Here is a 17,262-nt window from a genome sequence, read left to right as displayed (position 1 = left end):
TACCCTTTTTATTCCTCTTCTGCCTCATCGGCCATAGCCGCCTTCAGCATGATCGCACACTCTATACGCTTCTTCTGAAGCTCACAACCTATGTCATATGCATCAAGTATATTGCCGTGGAACTTGTATGAGTTGGCCGCACAGCCACCGCTACAATAGAATCTTGCAAAGCAGTCCTTACACTTATCCTTGGCATATACATTGCACAGCTTGAATTCATTGACTATATCCTGATTCTTGATTCCATCGAATACATTTCCTATACAGAAATCATCCTCACCAACAAACTGATGGCAAGGATAAAGGTCTCCCCAAGGAGTGACCGCCATGTACTCTGTACCTGAACCACAACCGGAAAGTCTCTTGGCTACGCAAGGTCCACCCTCAAGATCTATCATGAAGTGGAAGAAATTGAAGCCTCTTCCCTCCTTATGTCTCTTGATCATCTCCTTAGCCAGGATATCGTACTGCTCAAGCAGTACCGGTATATCCTCTTCCTTTATAGCATATGGCTCGTCCGGAAGTGATACAACAGGCTCAACGGATATCTGGCCAAATCCCAGATCCGCCATATGAAGCACGTCCTGTGAGAAATCAAGATTGTTATGAGTGTAAGTACCTCTTACGTAGTAGCTCTTGCCTGCTCTCTTCTTGGCAAATTCCTGGAACTTGGATAGTATCACATCATAACTTCCCTTGCCATTCCTGGTAGGTCTCATGTAGTCGTGGACTTCCTTCCTTCCATCTATGCTGAGCACCACGTTCGCCATCTCTCTGTTGGCAAATTCCATGATCTCGTCATTCAGAAGCACTCCGTTGGTAGTAAGTGTGAATCTGAACTTCTTGTCATACTTCTCCTCAAGGCTTCTTCCGTATTCCACAGTCTTCTTGACTACATCCCAGTTCATAAGCGGCTCACCGCCGAAGAAATCCACCTCGAGATTTCTTCTTAAACCGGAATTCGCAACCAGAAAATCCAGGGATTTCTTTGCCACCTCAAGTGACATAAGCGCCCTGTCTCCCTTATATTCTCCCTCACCGGCAAAGCAATATCTGCAGGCAAGGTTACAGTCATGGGCGATATGCAGACACAACGCCTTGACAACTGTCTTTCTCTTCTTGAAATCTATAATATAATCTTTGTATACGTCATCTGTAAATAATGTTCCGTCCTCTACCAGTTGGGCTACCTCGTCATAAGCCTCGGAAACATCTGCGCTGTCATACTGTGACAGTGCCTTTATAATCTGCTCTTTATCATTCTCCTCATATAAAGAAATAATATCATAGACAAGATCGTCTACGACATGTACAGAACCACTACAGACATCAAGCACTATATTATAACCATTGTTCTTGTACTGATGAACCATAATTCTCCTTCAATATATTCCATCGGATCTATCCGTGAAATTCTAATTCAAGGCGCCACACACGGCACCCTTATACACGCACTAAAGAGGACTGTCATCATAAACGACGGTCCCCTTTAGCTGATCAAATACAAACCTGTTACAAATTACTTGTTGTTAACATTCTCACAGCTCTGATTACCAACTGTGCATGATGTCTTACAAGCTGACTGGCATGATGTCTGGCACTCGCCACATCCACCCTTGACCATTGTATTCTTCATAGTCCTGTTTGTGAGTGTTTTAATTCTCTTCATTCTGGATACACCTCTCTTTTTATGTCATATACCGGGATTATAACACAAAGATATATAAAGTAAAAGTTTTTTTTAACTGAGCATAGCCCCCAGCATCCCGCCTGCAACGCACATAATACACTTGGTTATAACTGCTATTCCCTCTCTGTCGCCTGAACCTGTAAACAGCACCGACACGGTCAATGCGACCGATATGTAAGTCAGGCCATACACCATCCCCCACAGGAAACGCTTCTCCCTGACTTTTCTGCCCGTAACAAAGCCCCCGGCAAATGTGGCCACTATGTATATCACAACAACCAGTATACCGAGCACCTTATCGCTTATCCCCACTTTGTATACGACCACCGCCGTTATAAACAGCATGATTATCGTGAGCAGATAGGACAGGATCAATCCCTTTACAACTCCCATAAATTTCTGACTTGCAGACATACTACCACCATATTCTTTACTCTTTACATTATTATGATGTTCCTCCTCATTTTATTAATAAAAATACAGCCTGTTTACTCAAACAGGCTGCATATATCTTCTATATCATAAAAGGTTTTGTATGCACGCTCGCGCGTGATATCATTTGGTTTTATCAGATCCACCACCATGACCGTACATAGCCCTGCCCGGCTGGCAGATATGATACCATTCACAGAGTCCTCAACGGCCACCGCTTCGTCCGGGTTTACGTCCAGCTTCCCGCAGGCCTTCAGATATATATCAGGCTCCGGCTTTCCGTGGGTGATCTCGTCTCCGCATACCTTTTCATCGAAGTATCCGGCTATTCCAACGCTATCAAGTCTCTGCTGCGCCCTCGTCCTCGCAGTGGAGGTTGCAAGTGCTATCTTCACGCCGTGTTCTTTTAAGAATCTCAGCGTGTCCTCGACATGTGGCTTTATGTCTATTCCATACTTTTCCACATGATCATCGAACAGATCCATTGTTCTCTGTCTGAACGCAAGATAATCAAAATCTTCGCCCATTATTTCCTTAAACACCCGGGCGTTGGAGGTCTTGTTGCCTCCAGCCACCCGGTCACATACATTTTCCATCTGTGCCTCAGGAATCCCTATGCTCATGCCGTTTTCCTTCCAGCACTTCCTGTATATCTTCTCCGTGTCTACCAACACGCCGTCCATATCAAATACAACTGCCCTGTACATAGCACTTTCTCCTACATTAAGCAGCGGCGTTTTTCTTTCTTCTTCTGCCAGCTATGATGATAAATGCAAGCAATGCAAGAAGCAGGATCGCTGCGATTATTATTATGATCAGCACAACCGGTGACATCTTTTCGCTGAGCTTGAAGGTGAATACCTCTCCTGTCTCTCTGTCATATGTTGTCGCTATATTACCGGCCTTATCCTGGGCTGTTACCTCAACCGTGTATGTATCATACTGGTCTACCTGCATCTCATACTTGTTATCTGCCTGATAGCTTGCAGGATCTATGGTATTGCCATTTATAACGATGGATGTGATCTCGTCTTCCTCATTCTCAAGACCTATCGTCATGTTGAATGGCTCTCTGAGAGTCTCTCCATCCTCAACACCTGTTATGATGATTCGTGGTGCAGTACCATCATACGTATAATCAAATTCCTGTGTTGCCGTGTGTCCAACCTTGTCAGTTACTGTAAGTGTTATCTTGTGATATCCGTCTGTCATATCTGAGAAATCGATAAGATTTACTCCGTCTATCTTGGCGTCAACCGAGAAGTCTGAAGTATCACTTACATCCCACAGTGCTTCGTAGCCCTTGTCTCGTATATCAGCAAAATCTGATGCATTGAGAAGCAGTGTTCCGTCATCGCTTGCAATGCTCTTGCTCATGAATCCGGCAAGTGTCGATGTAGCCTTGAGCTCAGGTGGTGTGTTATCGACTGTGAATACCAGGCTGTAATCATCAGCCTTATTTCCCAGTTCATCCTGCGCTGTTATTGACACCTCGTATACACCATCCTCAGAGAATCTCTGGCTTCCTGTGCTGAGCTCTGAAGAATTGCTGTAATTTGTAAAGTATGATGATGACACATCCTTGCTGTCCTTCTTCACGGTTATCTTCACATCATCTGTCGAGAAGAATGACTCCTGAACGCTCAGTGACATATCAACATAGTTCGGTGCGGAAGAATCCATACTTCCTATTGGGTCGTAATTCTTTACTTCCTTGTTGTCCTTATCCACTGCGCTCACCTTTACAACAGGTGCCTTTGAATCAACCTTGAAGGTCTTGGTCTGGCTGGCTGCCACATTTCCTGCAAGATCTCTTGCATTTGCTGTGATCGTGTACTCGCCATCCTCTGTAAAGTTGTAAGTTGCGGTATGTGGATTGCTTCCTGAGAAGCTGCTTGTTCCCAGCGTAGCGATATTCGATGCCGCTGTTCCGTCCGTCTTTCTGGTTATTGTCACGTTAAATGCATCTGCGGCAAGATTGTTGTTCTCATATGCAAATGAGAATGCCTCATCTATGCTGATGGTTGCATTTACCGCCGTTGTCTGTCTGTCGTTCATTCCTGAAATCGATATAACCGGTGCAGTCTTATCGATTCTGAACTTCACTGTTCTGGTCACAGCCTTGTTGCCCGCCTTATCCTCTGCGGACACGGTGACTGTGTAATCACCCTGGGCGTCAAATGTCACACCGCTGAGTACCTCTCTGACTGTGCTGACTCCATCGCCCTTTGTTCCCCAGGTAACATTCTTTCTGATATCTCTGTTCTCTACAACAGATCCACCCTCATTTGCTCTGACTACATGAATGGTGTACTTTCCACCTCTCATGTTATCTGTAAGTGTTACAGGGACTGTCACATCGCTGTTGTTTATAGTGTTGACATTTCCAAGCTGTATCTCAGGCTTGTGCTTGTCTATGTAGAAATGGGTTCCTGTTGTTCCTTCATTTCCACACTTGTCGGTAACGGTCATGGTGAGATCATACTCACCTTCCTTATCATATGTGTACTTCTTGCCCCATGTTCCGCCGTTACTCTTTATATAGAAGTATTGCGGATTCTCATCCACTGCTACATTTCCATCATTCTCTGTGATAATAGTGTTCTGAAGCGACTTGAACTGTTCCTCCACACCAACTCTGAATGATATTGAAGTCTTGAAGTAATTGTTATTATCCAGTCTGTACTCAGGATCATCGTCCACATACACAAGTGGCTCTGTGGTGTCGACGTAATAATTCTTTGTCTTGAGAGCACTTGTGCCCTCCTGAACACCGAACGCCTCGTCTGCTGCCGGCTTCAGTGCATTGCCGGAATTATCGGCTCCCTCAACTGTGAAATAATATACAGTTGCCTTGCCGCCCTTGGCTGTCATCTTATATGCTGCAGTGGTCTTGCCATCTGCTGTCTGGAACGGAACTGTGGTCTCTGACCAGTTTGAATCACTGTAGGTCTTGTAGTACACCTTAAGCGTCGCATTCTGTGTATCCATTCCATAATCGTCTTCTATGCCAAATGTAATAGTTCTGCTCCTGTTAAGGAATCTGCTGCTTCCACCGGACACAACTGATATCTCAGGGCTCTTCTTATCTATTACAAATGAAGTTGTTGCCTTACCCGACTCATTGCCAACCTCATCGACAGCAACGATCGTGATATTATAAAGTCCAGGCTCTCTGAATATTGTGGTCTTTTCTGCATTTGCAGTGTAATCCGCATCCAGCTCATACTTGCTTATGCTCTTGCCATCGCGTGTTCCTGTCACAACGAACTTCTCCACGAAGTAATTGTCAGTTCCCCTTGCTGTTATGGTCACATTGCTGTTATTCCAGTAATTTATCAGCTTTCCGCCGGCAGTTCCATCTATTGACACTGATGGCTTGACGGTATCAACTATCAGGTGTATCTCCTGACTGGCCTTGCTCTCGTTTCCTGCTCTGTCCTTCAGCTTAACAGTCATCGTGTACTCTGTATTTTCATCTGTTATGCCAAGGGCCTTTGCATCCAGTGTCTTTTCTATATCATTTCCTGATACATTAATGCTTCCTGTAATGTCCTGTGATCCGGCTGTGCTGCTTCTGCCTACTGTATATGTAACCTTGCCATTGCTGTCATCGTTATCGGAACCAGAGACCTTGATCTTCACGTCACTCTTTGATCTGTAATAGAATGTCGATCCTGATTTGTATTTCTGGTTTGCACACTCCAGCTTCACATTTGCCGGTGCAGTCTTATCATAGTAAACCTTTATGCTCTGTACTTCTTTGAACTTCGTGTCAGCATTGTTCGGATCGTGTATTCTCGCCATGAGTGAGATCTCGTACACACCCTCATCTGGAAGCTCGTAGGATATGTTGACCGTATTCTTGTCATATGCAGCGGCAACTGTACCCTTTACCTCAACTGCCTTATCCTTCTTTCCTGCAAATGATGTTCTGGTGATCACCAGCTTTGCGTCATCTGCTGCAAGCTGGAAGCCTGATACTGCACCCTCTACAGTCAGAGTATCATCATTTCTCCAGAATATAGCGCCGTTGTCAGCATCTGTACCGTTCGCAGATAACTTCTCTCCTGAAAGGCCATCCACATTGACATACACATATGTGTTCGTCTCTGTCTTATTTCCAGCCTCGTCAGTTACCACAACTGTCAGGACATAACTTCCTGAACCATCTATGCTTATCTCTTTTCCGCTCTGCAGGCCATTGTCACCTGTAGATGTTGAATACCAGTTCTTGACTGATGTATATGATCCATTTGCATCTGCCTTCTTGAGTGAAGCGACCGCCGATGCAACACCTGATGTGGCATCGCTGTACTTTATATTAAGAACAGCTTCCTTTGCGTCTGTGACCGTGTACTGCTGATCATTGTTTGTCCTGTCTGTTCCGGCGTTGTCCGTAACCTTTACAACAGGTGCTGTATTATCCACCTTGACTACAGTCTCTATCCTGCCATCTATTCCGGCGAAGTCCTTTGCCGCAAATGTGATGGTATGCTCTCCATCAGCCAGATATATGTCTGACTTTGTTGAATCCTGTACATCTCCACCGCTCACACGGACATCGCTGCTGTATGTGAACTTGTTTCCTTTTTCAAGGATCGTTTCCTTCTTGCCATCCACGCTGTATGACACGGTGTCTATGTAAGAATACTCTCCAGTTGCCTTCACTGTCAGCTTTGTGGATTTCACATAGCTTGTGGAACCGCCTGTAACTGTGAGTTCAGGCTTTCCTTCCTTTACAAATACAATGTCGCCATCCTCATCTGCGCCGACTGAGTTATTGCCAAACTCGTTCTCCTTGGCGTAAATGACAAGCTTCTTTGCATTGTCTGCATTGTCCTTCTTGAACCACTGTGCACTTATCTCGAATTCATATTCATATCCGCCGGACACAGCCTTTTTGCCTGTGCACTCCACTGCTGAAGCTGCACCCGTAAGCTTGTAGTACAGGCTCACGTCATCTATCTCAGTGTTATCACTGCCGGCTGTAACCTTCTTCACCTGTACAGTGAACTTATAAGCATCATCTACCTTGAGCTGAGGGAATCTGTAATCCACTCCGTTCTTCTGTATGATCTCAGGGGTAACACTTGTTATGACAGGAGCTTCGTTGAGCTTCTTGACGATAACACTGGTCTCCTCTGACTTGTTTCCTGCAACATCGACCGCTCTGAACTTGTATGTTCCACTCTTATCAGGTGCAACAAACTGGGATGTGCTCTCAGTCTTGCTCCAGGTCTTTCCATTGTCTGATGAATACTCCACATAGTCTATTCCTGTGGCATTTTCCTCTGCTGCATCTGTGGTATCCTTGGCGTCTATCACAAATGTTCTGTCGGCATCACTGCTTGTGAGGTTCAGGAGATAATAGCCATCGCTCACCTTGTTGTGAAGATTGTAGTTATCATCAGCCTCAACCGATATTGTAGGTGCCTGCTTATCCACGGCAACCTTTATGGTTCCAAGCAGCTCGAAATCACCGCTCTCATCAGTACCTGTATAATAGTAAATAGCTATCTTCTGTACTGCTGTGTCATTCTTCAGCTCATACACATTATCAAATGTGACAAGCTTTCCTGCTGCATCTGTGGCTGTAGCGATCTTATCGTCCGCTGTAGCTCCTTTGTAAACAGCCACTCCCAACTTGCTGCTGTCGATTCCGTCAACTTTGTCGGACTTGATCTTGAACTTTATTGCCTTGTCAAAATCCTTGAAGCCATACACCATATCCGCCTTATCGCCCTTTACAATGGCCGTTACATCTATGGTCTGTGTATCTTCCTCCTCCGCAAACAAATGAAAATGTGAATCGATCGCCACAAGAGTGAGTGTCATAACTACCGCCATCGTAAGCGCGATCAGTCGATGCAAAAGTGATTTATTCTGCATAACCTTTTTCATGTCCCTCTCCTCCTATATCTCTTCATCGGAATGTACTATAATTACATTCTTTATCATTCTTACCGAGCTCGCTGCGCGTCCTCCCTGAAGAACGGCTGTGGAATCATCTGCGTCATCGCTTCTAAGTACGTCCGTTGCTTCCTCGTCTGCGTCATCGCTTCTGAGTATGTCCGTTGCTTCCTCGTCTGCCTCATCACTTCTGAGTATGTCCGTTGCTTCCTCGTCCGCCTCATCACTTCTGAGTATGTCCGTTGCTTCCTCGTCTGCCTCGTCATTTCTGAGTACATCCGTTGCTTCCTCATCCGCATCTTCTCTGAGGATGTCTGTCGCCTCCTCAAAGCTGCTGCCATTTATGTCAAGATTCTCTTCGTCTTCCCTCAGAATATCTGTTGCCTCCTCGGCATCATCGCGGAGAATATCAGTTGCAGTCTCGCCTTCATCCTCCAGTCTCTTTTTCCCGAGATCAGCTATCGCTTTCTCGTAATTTGCCATTCCCTTCTCAGAATGTTTTTCGGCTGCAGTTGACTTTACATCCCTTACCGAAATTCTGGATGTATGGTTCTTGATCGCCTCCTGTTTGGAGGCACCGCCTCCCTGTACACTCTCATAGCCCTTCTCCTTGATCTCATCGATCTTCTTACGGGCTGTTGAGCCTGTGGCAATTCCCACCGCCTTCGGTATCTTTAACACGAAGAACAGTACCACCGCCACAATAGCGAATACGATCGCAAGTGCCAGGCCGCCATATAACATTACATTATAAACTGTTGCCATAACCTTTCACTCCTCCCTTACTCGCTCGTTGACCTTGAACTGCCATTTACTATGCTCTTAACTGTCAGGTCATTGGATAACGACTGCCATCCCTGCTTAAGACCATTTGCAAGTGCCGGAACTTTGTTACCGTTCTCGTACACTTTCCTCACAGCCCTTGTGGCACTGGCATTCCATGCTGCCGAATCGCTTCCAAATTTATTCGAATATCTATCGACCAGATAACTCAGATGGCTTACGTACACGACCGCTGCGTTGTCATCGGTTCCAAGTGTAGTCTCAGCGTTGCCATATATTCTCTCTGCCTCATCATAGTAGCTGTCATCGCCGCTGTTCTCTGCCATCTTGATATAAGTCTCAGCCTCGTTCACCGAGTATTCTGAATATGCTTTCTTGGATGTCTCTGTCGCATTCTCGCCCTCTATATCCAGACTGTTCAGATAAAGCGCTGCACTGTTCGCCGCAGAGTTGTAATAATGTAACTGCTGGCCCGCATCATCCGCATTCTCGGCAAGTTCTGTATATACCGAGTACATAACTCCTGAATACTGGCCATTGTAGTATTTTACGCCTCTGTCCGCCGGGAACTGGCTGTTCAGCACCTCTGCGTTGTCGTCCAGGTTCTTCATCGCCTCATCCATCAGCACCTCTATTCTGTTCGCAAGCTCCGGATCATTGGATATCTCGCCAAGATATATGTAAGCTATGTTGAGGTAATTGGTGTATTTGTCAGGATTGGTGTCATCTATGTTGTCACTGTTGTAATCCTGGAATGCAAATATATTTTCCTTGTTCGTATCAAAGCTTGCAGACTTGTTTATCTTGCTGTCACATATCGCAGCGTAATACTTTGCCTGCTTTGCCTGATCCGGGAAGTCCTTGCTCTCATCAACCATATTGAAATATTTCTTGGCCGCACTGTAGTCCTTGACCTCGTCGTAATACAACATGGCTATCTTGAACTTTACGTCGTCCTTTATCTCGTCCTTGTTCTTAAGTGCAAGTCTTATTCCCTTTTCTGCCGCCGTCTCGGTGTTGGCCGAAGTGTTTCCATCGTCCTCTGTATAATAGTAAGCATATGTCTCCATATAGCCTATATAGGCATCCGATGCGGTTGGGTCTATGTCGACAGCCGCCTTATAGCACTCAAATGCCTTGTTGTAATCGCCCTCGTCGACTGCATCCCTCGCCTCGTTGACCTTGTTGTTGTAATCAAGATCCTTGAGCTGGCCTTTCTTTACTCCGCCTATCACAGCACAACACGCTGAGAGTATCGATAATCCCGCAACCACTGAGAACGCTGCTATCTTATGCTTTGCCTTTGCCTTGTATGCATCGTCGAGCTCGTTGTAGTGATCCAGCGCATACAGCAGTTCTGAACAAGACTGATATCTGTCCTCAGGACTCGGCTGACAGCACGTCTGTATAATTCTCTCAAATCCTGATGAGAGCATCGGATTCCACTGTCTGATAGGCTTTATCTCGTAAGGAGGCTCACATGGATTCTTGCCGGTAACAAGGTGATAGAGCGTTGCTCCCAGATTGTAAATATCTGTTCTTGCATCCGTGTTGTAGATTCCATGTCCCTGCGCATCACCGAACTGCTCCGGTGCCGCATAGCCTCTTGTTCCAAGAGCCGTGGTATCCGCATTGTTCTCCACTATGTATTCCTTAGCCGTTCCAAAGTCGATAAGCTTTACCGAGCCATCCGGCTTCAGCATGACATTTGAAGGCTTCATATCTCTGTATATGATCGGCGGATTCATGGAATGCAGGTAGTCAAGTGCACTGGCAAGCGCCCTGCCCCATTCGATTACCTTTTCCTGTGGCTGTGCTCCCTCCGCCTTGAGCACATCGCTGAGTGGACGTCCTTCTACGAAGTCCATGACAACGTAGATCGTGCCATTCTCATTGATGATATCAACGATTCGTGGCAGTACCGGATGATCCACATCCTTGAGGATATTTGCTTCTCGCTCCAATCCCTTTAAGAGTGTGGCTGTACTCTTGGAGCCATCATTCTTGATCTCCTTTACAGCCCACTGTTTATTAAGTCGGTTATCCATGGCAAGATAAACTATTGACATACCACCCTGACCGACTTTTTTAAGTATTTCGTATTTTCCGTCTAATACCGTTCCTAACTCTGTCATATATCGATCCCCATTACTCCGATTTAATAAGCACTACTGTTACATTATCCGTTTCTTTTCTGTACTTCACAAGCTCTGTGAGGAACTCACAGCCCTCCTTCATCTTCGCCTCGTCGACGCATGTTCCCGGGCCAAGTCTCTCTATCATCTCCTGAGGCGTTATCTTATGTCTGAATCCATCAGAACACAGCATGTAATGCGCTCCGGGAGCTGCCTGCCCAACTACGAAATCCGGTTCCACCACAGGTGAAGCTCCGATACACTGGAGAAGCACGCTTCGTCTGCTGTCCGTCTCCGCCTGCTCCGGTGTAAGTCTTCCCGCTGCGATCTCCCTTGCAACAAGCGTCTGATCTGCGGTGAGCTGCCTTATCCCTGAAGTGATCTCATACACTCGGCTGTCTCCAACATGGAGAATGTAGTACATTTCTCTGTATATGAGGATCGCAGAAATGGTCGTACCAAGCATAAATCCATTCTGCTCGCCATACGCCTTGATCTTCTCATTCTGCTCCACGGCAAGTCTTATCCACTGGTATCTCAGCAGCTCTTCACTAAAGCTGTTGTTGTCAACCATCTCAACAAACTGTGTGTCAAACCAGTTGCAGAAAGCTGTTATGACTTCCTTGCTGGCAACCTCTCCCTTTGCCAGACCTCCCATGCCATCACATACGAGGGAGAACACGACCTGTCCATTTGGAGTATCCGCTATCTTGATCGCCAGCGAATCCTGATTTGTCTTTTTCTTTATTCCTACGTCTGTATTGTATACTGCGCTAAACCCCATATACATTCCTCCCAATATTTATGTCTCAACTCTCGTTGCGGATATTCTATCTAATGTGATAGACAAGCTCCTCGTCCCCGAGTATAACGATCGCATTGTTCGTCAGGAACTTTTCTTCGCCCGCCTTCAATTCCTCTCCGTTCACAAATGTACCATTTGTAGACTTGTTATCGCTGATGAAGCACACGCCATTTCTCTTGGTGATAACACAATGAACTCTGCTTATAGCTGAATTGTCAGTAATCGCATAGTCCACAAGTCTTGCCTTATGTCCGATCTTGAACTCTGCCTTGTCCAAGCTTATTCTCTCGCCCGTCTTCACCCTAAGGAAATATGGTGCCGGTGCTCCATCAAATGGATTGCCCTGCACTGGCTGTGCCTGTGGCATCGGCGGTGTCTGTGGCATTGGGGGTACCGGCTGCATCTGTGGCATTGGCGGTACCGGCTGCATCTGTGGGTTCTGCGGCATCTCTGGCATCTGGTGTGCCTGTGGCATTGGTGGCATTGGCGGAATCGGTCTTCCTCCAAATGGGTTGCCCTGCATTAGAGGTATTGGCTTTATCTCCTGTGGCTGTGTTTCAACCGGCTCTGCTGGCTCAGGCTTGACATCCTGTGCTTCTGTCTCAGCCGGCTCTACTGCCTCTGGCTTGACATCCTGCGGCTCTGCCTCAACAGGAGGCTCTACAATCTCCGGCTTGGCATCCTGTGCTTCTGCTTCAACCGTCTCAACATTCTCCGGTTTATCCCCCTGCGGCTGTGCTCCAGCCATCTCAGGCTTAACCGGCTCCTCCATCGGCGGCACGCCTACCGGTGGCATTCCATTTGATCCCATTGGACCGTTTGGTATTGGGCCATTCGGTCCCATTGGCGGCATGCCCATCGGTGGCATTCCGTTTGGCACCTGGCCATTCGGTCCCATTGGTGACATGCCCATCGGTGGCATTCCGTTCGGTGCCTGGCCATTCGGTCCCATTGGCGGCATGCCCATCGGTGGCATTCCGTTCGGAACCTGGCCATTCGGCATCTGACCATTTGATCCCATCGGGCCGTTCGGTCCCATCGGTGGCATGCCCATCGGTGGCATTCCGTTTGGCATCTGGCCGTTTGGTCCCATCGGCTGTGCATATCCATTCATTCTCGCATTATTTCTCATAACCTCGAGTCTGCTCACCTTAGGTGACTCACCTCGAAGTATGTGGCTGTTGCCACCCTTTGGAGCATTTGTGGAAAGCTCCTTCATTCTGTCTATCTCAGCAGCGTCTATGCCTGCTTCTGCAAGCATCGCCTTAACCTCGTTCTTCATGTCCGAGTTTGAAAATGTACCTCTCATATTCGCACAGTTTATAAGGCGTGCTACGTAATTGTCATTGTCATTCTCTGAGTATCTCGCATCAACTATCACCGACTTCACAAATGCTCTGACCTCGTTGAGATCTGTCACTTCCTTCTGTACCGGAGCGACAATAAAGCAGACATCGTATGTCTCAGGCGATACAAATACACACTGCTCGTCCCTTGCAACATAGCTGAGCGAAACCATATTCTTACCAAACATCTCCAGTGCATGCAGAATGTTGTACAGAAGTGTGAGTATCTCCTTCTTGTTCATCTCCTGTCTCAGTATCTCCGCAAGAGGCTTCTTGTCATCGATCTGATAATTGAACACCCTGACTCCGGCATTCTCCTGCATGTCACACGGTGCCATCTCAGGCATAGATCCGCTTCTGCTCATATCATACACTTTAGCATCTATCACATCACTGATATCCAGACTGTAACTCACTCTGTAAGTTTCCCCCGCCGGAACTACAACAACCTTTTCTCTGTTCATTTTTTCAATCCCTTTCGTCTAAATCCGCATATTTTCCGTCAAAAATTATTTCTTCATTCAAACACCAAAAGCAGGTATTGCTACCTGCTCTTGTCCCACATCGTGGGTGGTGTATATTAACTTAATTTGAAGATAAAGTCCTCTCCACCGATGCTTATCATGGCATCGTTTGAAAGCTTCTGCTCTGCATTCTCATCCAGGCGCGCTCCGTTGAGATATGTGCCATTTGTCGCCTTGTTATCCTTCAGATAACATCCATCCTCTCTCTGGTAGATGATGACATGTACCTTGCTGATGGCACCATTACCACCGACATGGTAATCAACACCTCTTGCCGCCTTTCCTATCTTGAACACAGCCTTGTTGACCATAACTCGCTCGCCTGTGTTGACACGGACTATATATGGCATAGCCTTTGGAGCGTTCCTGTTAACCGCTGCCTTCTCAGGTTCGGTATCCTTAACTACGTTCATTCCTCCGGTCAGCTCAACAGTGCTTCCTGTGCCCTTCTGCTCAGGCTCCTCTGCCTTCTCCTTCACCGGATCCATATTCGTCTCAGGCTCCGGCTGGTCACCGTCCATGAACTGTGGTGCAACTATCTGTTCTGTAGGGTTATCTATCTGAGCTTCCTCTGTCTCAGCAACCGCCTTCTGTATGATCTTCGCACGGTTGATCTTGATATTCTTAACAACAGGTGGATTATCCATAAGCTCGTCCGTAGATATCAGAACCGGCTTCTGCTCATCCTTCTTGTCAAGCTCAACCTCCGTAACTCCATCGGCAGCCTTTGCAACCTCTGTAAGTCCTGATGGCTCATGTACTGCCATATCTGATGTGAGAGCCTCTGTCATGCCCTCCTCGTCATCCTCTTCTTCCTCATCAAGGCTCTCATCTAACTCGAGCTCCTCAAGAACGCTGTCATCAAATACCGACATATCTATCTCGCTTGATACATTCTCTTTCTTCGTCTCATCCGAATCAAGATCAAGATCCTTGAATATCGCATTCGCTGCGGCCGCCTCGTCACTGATCTCCTCTACCTCATCAAGCTCGTCTTCCTCATCATCGCCAAATGACACGTCCTCAAACTCAGGCAGATCATCCATACTTGTATCAGATGCCGCCGTGTCAACCGAAGACTGTGAAACCGACATATCTGAGCCTATATCAACGAAGTTCTCCTCCACCTGCATTCCTGCAGACTCCATAAGCTCTGTGAGCTGTGCATAGAAGTTTCTCACTGTGAACTTATCCGCATTCAACAGATTGAGAAGCTTTGCCACATAGTTGCAATCCTCACTGTCATCATAAATAACGCTCGTCAGCAAGTCCTTTGCGAACATCCTGAATTCGGCATTGATATTGGCTTCTGACTCAACTGGAACACATAACATTCCAACATCGTATGTAACCGGATTAACATATGTAAACTCCTTGTGAAGAACCACATATGATGCCGGTATTCCAAGATCACGTAAATTAACTATACCAGAAGCTACCCCTCTGATTATCCCCAATATCTTCTCAGCATTTACCGTATTCGAAAGGAGTGCGTCAACCGTTGTCCTGCCTGTAACGTTATATGTAAGATAATCGTTCTCATCATCCTCTTCATAAATGATATCAATGAGCTCAGGAATCCGGTTCTCCTCCAGATAATCCAATAACTCCTCGTCAAACTCACAATCATCATTCAGAATATATGACAAATATTTCTCAGAGCCGATATTTCTTACCTTGAAACTTATTTTCCTCATCAAATATTCCTCCTATCGCACCTCCATAAGCGCATAACTAGATGCATAAAAACCCAAAAGGGTACATACTCCTTTATTATATATAAAAAGTCTATATATCGCAAGCAGTTTATACCCTTTTAGATAATTTTCGCTATATAATTTTGTCTATATTTTTTTACTCTGAATCAGTGCTTTCATCGGAGCCATCTTCTGATCCATCACCCTCTGCAGCTTCCTTTTCCGCCTTGGCTGCATCAGCCTTTTCTATGTCAGCAAGATGTCCCTCGTATGTCTTATTAAAGATACATGCTCCCTGGCTCTCATCTGATGTCAGGTAGTAGTAGTAATCATGCTTAACCGCATTCAGGACACCCTCTATGGATGCCTCGCCCGGATTACATATAGGGCCGACAGGAAGTCCTGTGTACTTGTAGGTATTGTACGGTGAATCAACCTCCAGATCATCATATGACAGTTCTGCCTGATTGTACTGACCGTCAGTCACAACATAGAGAACAGATGGATCTACCTGAAGAGGCATGTCATCATTCAATCTGTTGATAAATACTCCCGCAACCATCGCTCTGTCTGAATCCAGCTTACACTCCTTCTCAACTATGGAAGCCATGGTGAGAACCTCAAAATCTGTATATCCAAGCTCCTCTGCCTTCTTCCTGAAGTCATCTGTGTAAATGCTGTTAAACTTGTCTATCATGTCCTGTATGAGCTCCTTTGGAGTCATATCTGCATATATGTCGTAAGTAGCAGGGAACAGGAAGCCCTGTAATGCGTACTTGACTTCCGATGAAGGTATCTCAAACGGATACTCAAACTCTCCCGACTTGCACGCCTCAAGAAACTCCTTTGCAGAGCAGAAGCCCAGCTCCTCGCATCTGTCAGCGATCTGTTCAACCGTAAATCCCTCAGGAACTGTCAGTGTATATTTTACCTCTCTGGTCGACTCCACGTAACACAGAGTCTTTATCATATCCAATGTCGACATACCTGTTGTGAGTGTGTAAGTACCCGGCTGAAGACTGTGGCTGTACTGCGAGCCGGTCATTCTGAGCTGGAATGCAAGCTTATACTTTATAAGCCCCGCATCTTTAAGTATAGATGCTGCCTCCTTGACAGATGTATCCTCAGGTATGGTAACCTCGATCTTCTCTCCGCCGCCGGCACTGTAGGTGCCCTCATATTCCTGCATAAATCCGGTATACGTCTCCTTAACCTTGTATACCCCGAACAGCACCAGACATACCGCCAGCGCTATTATAATAACGGGTCTTGCTATGTTTCTCCAATCCATCTCTTTCTCCTTCTGTATCTGCAAATTTCATTTGCCTGTTCTGTTAACTGATGTTATCATTACCCTATCTTATACCAAGAAAGGAATGATATACATGGCAAATCCAATAGTTACTATCACTATGGAAAATGGCGATGTCATGAAAGCAGAACTCTATCCTGACATTGCTCCAAACACTGTAAACAACTTCATCTCACTGATCAAGAAAGGCTTCTATGACGGAATAATCTTCCATCGTGTAATAAAAGGCTTTATGATACAGGGTGGAGACCCTCAGGGAATCGGCATCGGCGGTCCTGGATACTCAATCAAAGGTGAATTCTCACAGAACGGATTCAAGAACGATCTGGCCCACACTCCCGGAGTGCTGTCAATGGCCCGTTCCATGATGCCTGACTCAGCAGGTTCACAGTTCTTTATCATGCATAAGACATCTCCTCATCTGGACGGTGCTTACGCTGCCTTCGGTAAGGTTATCGAGGGACTTGACATCGTAGACAAGATCGCAAATGTGCCAACTGATTACAATGACAAGCCTCGTCAGGAACAGAAGATGAAGACTGTAACAGTCGAGACCTTCGGTGTTGATTATCCTGAACCTGTAAAGGCTTAATTGAAAGTATTATAACCCATATAGCAGTTTTTG

Annotated in this window: 12 protein-coding genes; 1 reads left to right on the top strand and 11 read right to left on the bottom strand. The window is 46.1% G+C overall.

Translation table 11 applies throughout. The annotated features are described in order from the left end of the window. Positions 1 to 8: 8 nt before the first annotated feature. The 11 genes from scfB to mltG all read right to left on the bottom strand — a co-directional run bounded on the left by scfB (position 9) and on the right by mltG (position 16,616). Positions 9 to 1,373 carry a thioether cross-link-forming SCIFF peptide maturase gene (gene scfB / locus DWW60_RS10480; RefSeq protein ID WP_117875335.1) on the bottom strand — a complete coding sequence of 455 codons (1,365 nt, stop codon included), beginning with the start codon at positions 1,371 to 1,373 and terminating at the stop codon, positions 9 to 11. 146 nt (positions 1,374 to 1,519) lie between these two features. Beyond that, a complete protein-coding gene (gene scfA / locus DWW60_RS10475) occupies positions 1,520 to 1,669 on the bottom strand; it encodes a six-cysteine ranthipeptide SCIFF (protein WP_015534334.1) in 150 nt (49 codons plus the stop codon). A gap of 72 nt (positions 1,670 to 1,741) precedes the next feature. Next, positions 1,742 to 2,104 (bottom strand): TIGR04086 family membrane protein, encoded by a 363-nt coding sequence (locus tag DWW60_RS10470; protein ID WP_015534335.1) that lies wholly within the window; start codon positions 2,102 to 2,104, stop codon positions 1,742 to 1,744. A 74-nt stretch (positions 2,105 to 2,178) separates the two neighbouring features. Then, positions 2,179 to 2,829, bottom strand: a complete 651-nt coding sequence (locus tag DWW60_RS10465; RefSeq protein ID WP_117875334.1) for an HAD family hydrolase — start codon at positions 2,827 to 2,829, stop codon at positions 2,179 to 2,181. A gap of 16 nt (positions 2,830 to 2,845) precedes the next feature. Further along, a complete protein-coding gene (locus DWW60_RS10460; RefSeq protein WP_117875333.1) occupies positions 2,846 to 8,026 on the bottom strand; it encodes an Ig-like domain-containing protein in 5,181 nt (1,726 codons plus the stop codon). A 12-nt stretch (positions 8,027 to 8,038) separates the two neighbouring features. Then, positions 8,039 to 8,800, bottom strand: a complete 762-nt coding sequence (locus tag DWW60_RS10455) for a hypothetical protein (RefSeq protein ID WP_015534338.1) — start codon at positions 8,798 to 8,800, stop codon at positions 8,039 to 8,041. A 17-nt stretch (positions 8,801 to 8,817) separates the two neighbouring features. Beyond that, complete coding sequence (locus tag DWW60_RS10450) at positions 8,818 to 10,953, bottom strand: serine/threonine protein kinase (protein WP_015534339.1); 2,136 nt, start codon at positions 10,951 to 10,953, stop codon at positions 8,818 to 8,820. A 13-nt stretch (positions 10,954 to 10,966) separates the two neighbouring features. Beyond that, positions 10,967 to 11,737, bottom strand: coding sequence for a PP2C family protein-serine/threonine phosphatase (locus DWW60_RS10445; protein ID WP_015534340.1), 771 nt, complete (start codon positions 11,735 to 11,737; stop codon positions 10,967 to 10,969). Between the two features lie 46 nt (positions 11,738 to 11,783). Continuing rightward, positions 11,784 to 13,568, bottom strand: a complete 1,785-nt coding sequence (locus DWW60_RS10440; protein ID WP_117875332.1) for an FHA domain-containing protein — start codon at positions 13,566 to 13,568, stop codon at positions 11,784 to 11,786. A 116-nt stretch (positions 13,569 to 13,684) separates the two neighbouring features. Further along, entirely contained in the window at positions 13,685 to 15,325 is a 1,641-nt protein-coding gene (locus DWW60_RS10435; RefSeq protein WP_015534341.1) for a DUF6382 domain-containing protein, read from the bottom strand. 157 nt (positions 15,326 to 15,482) lie between these two features. Beyond that, positions 15,483 to 16,616, bottom strand: coding sequence for an endolytic transglycosylase MltG (gene mltG / locus DWW60_RS10430; protein ID WP_055146128.1), 1,134 nt, complete (start codon positions 16,614 to 16,616; stop codon positions 15,483 to 15,485). A gap of 94 nt (positions 16,617 to 16,710) precedes the next feature. Between mltG and DWW60_RS10425 the strand changes: the two genes are divergently transcribed. Beyond that, complete coding sequence (locus tag DWW60_RS10425; protein ID WP_015534342.1) at positions 16,711 to 17,229, top strand: peptidylprolyl isomerase; 519 nt, start codon at positions 16,711 to 16,713, stop codon at positions 17,227 to 17,229. Positions 17,230 to 17,262 lie beyond the last annotated feature (33 nt).

Origin of the sequence: Coprococcus sp. AF16-22, from assembly GCF_003461545.1 — a bacterium.
GTDB classification, from domain to species: Bacteria; Bacillota; Clostridia; order Lachnospirales; family Lachnospiraceae; genus Coprococcus; species Coprococcus aceti.
This window is presented reverse-complemented; position numbering and strand designations above follow the sequence as displayed.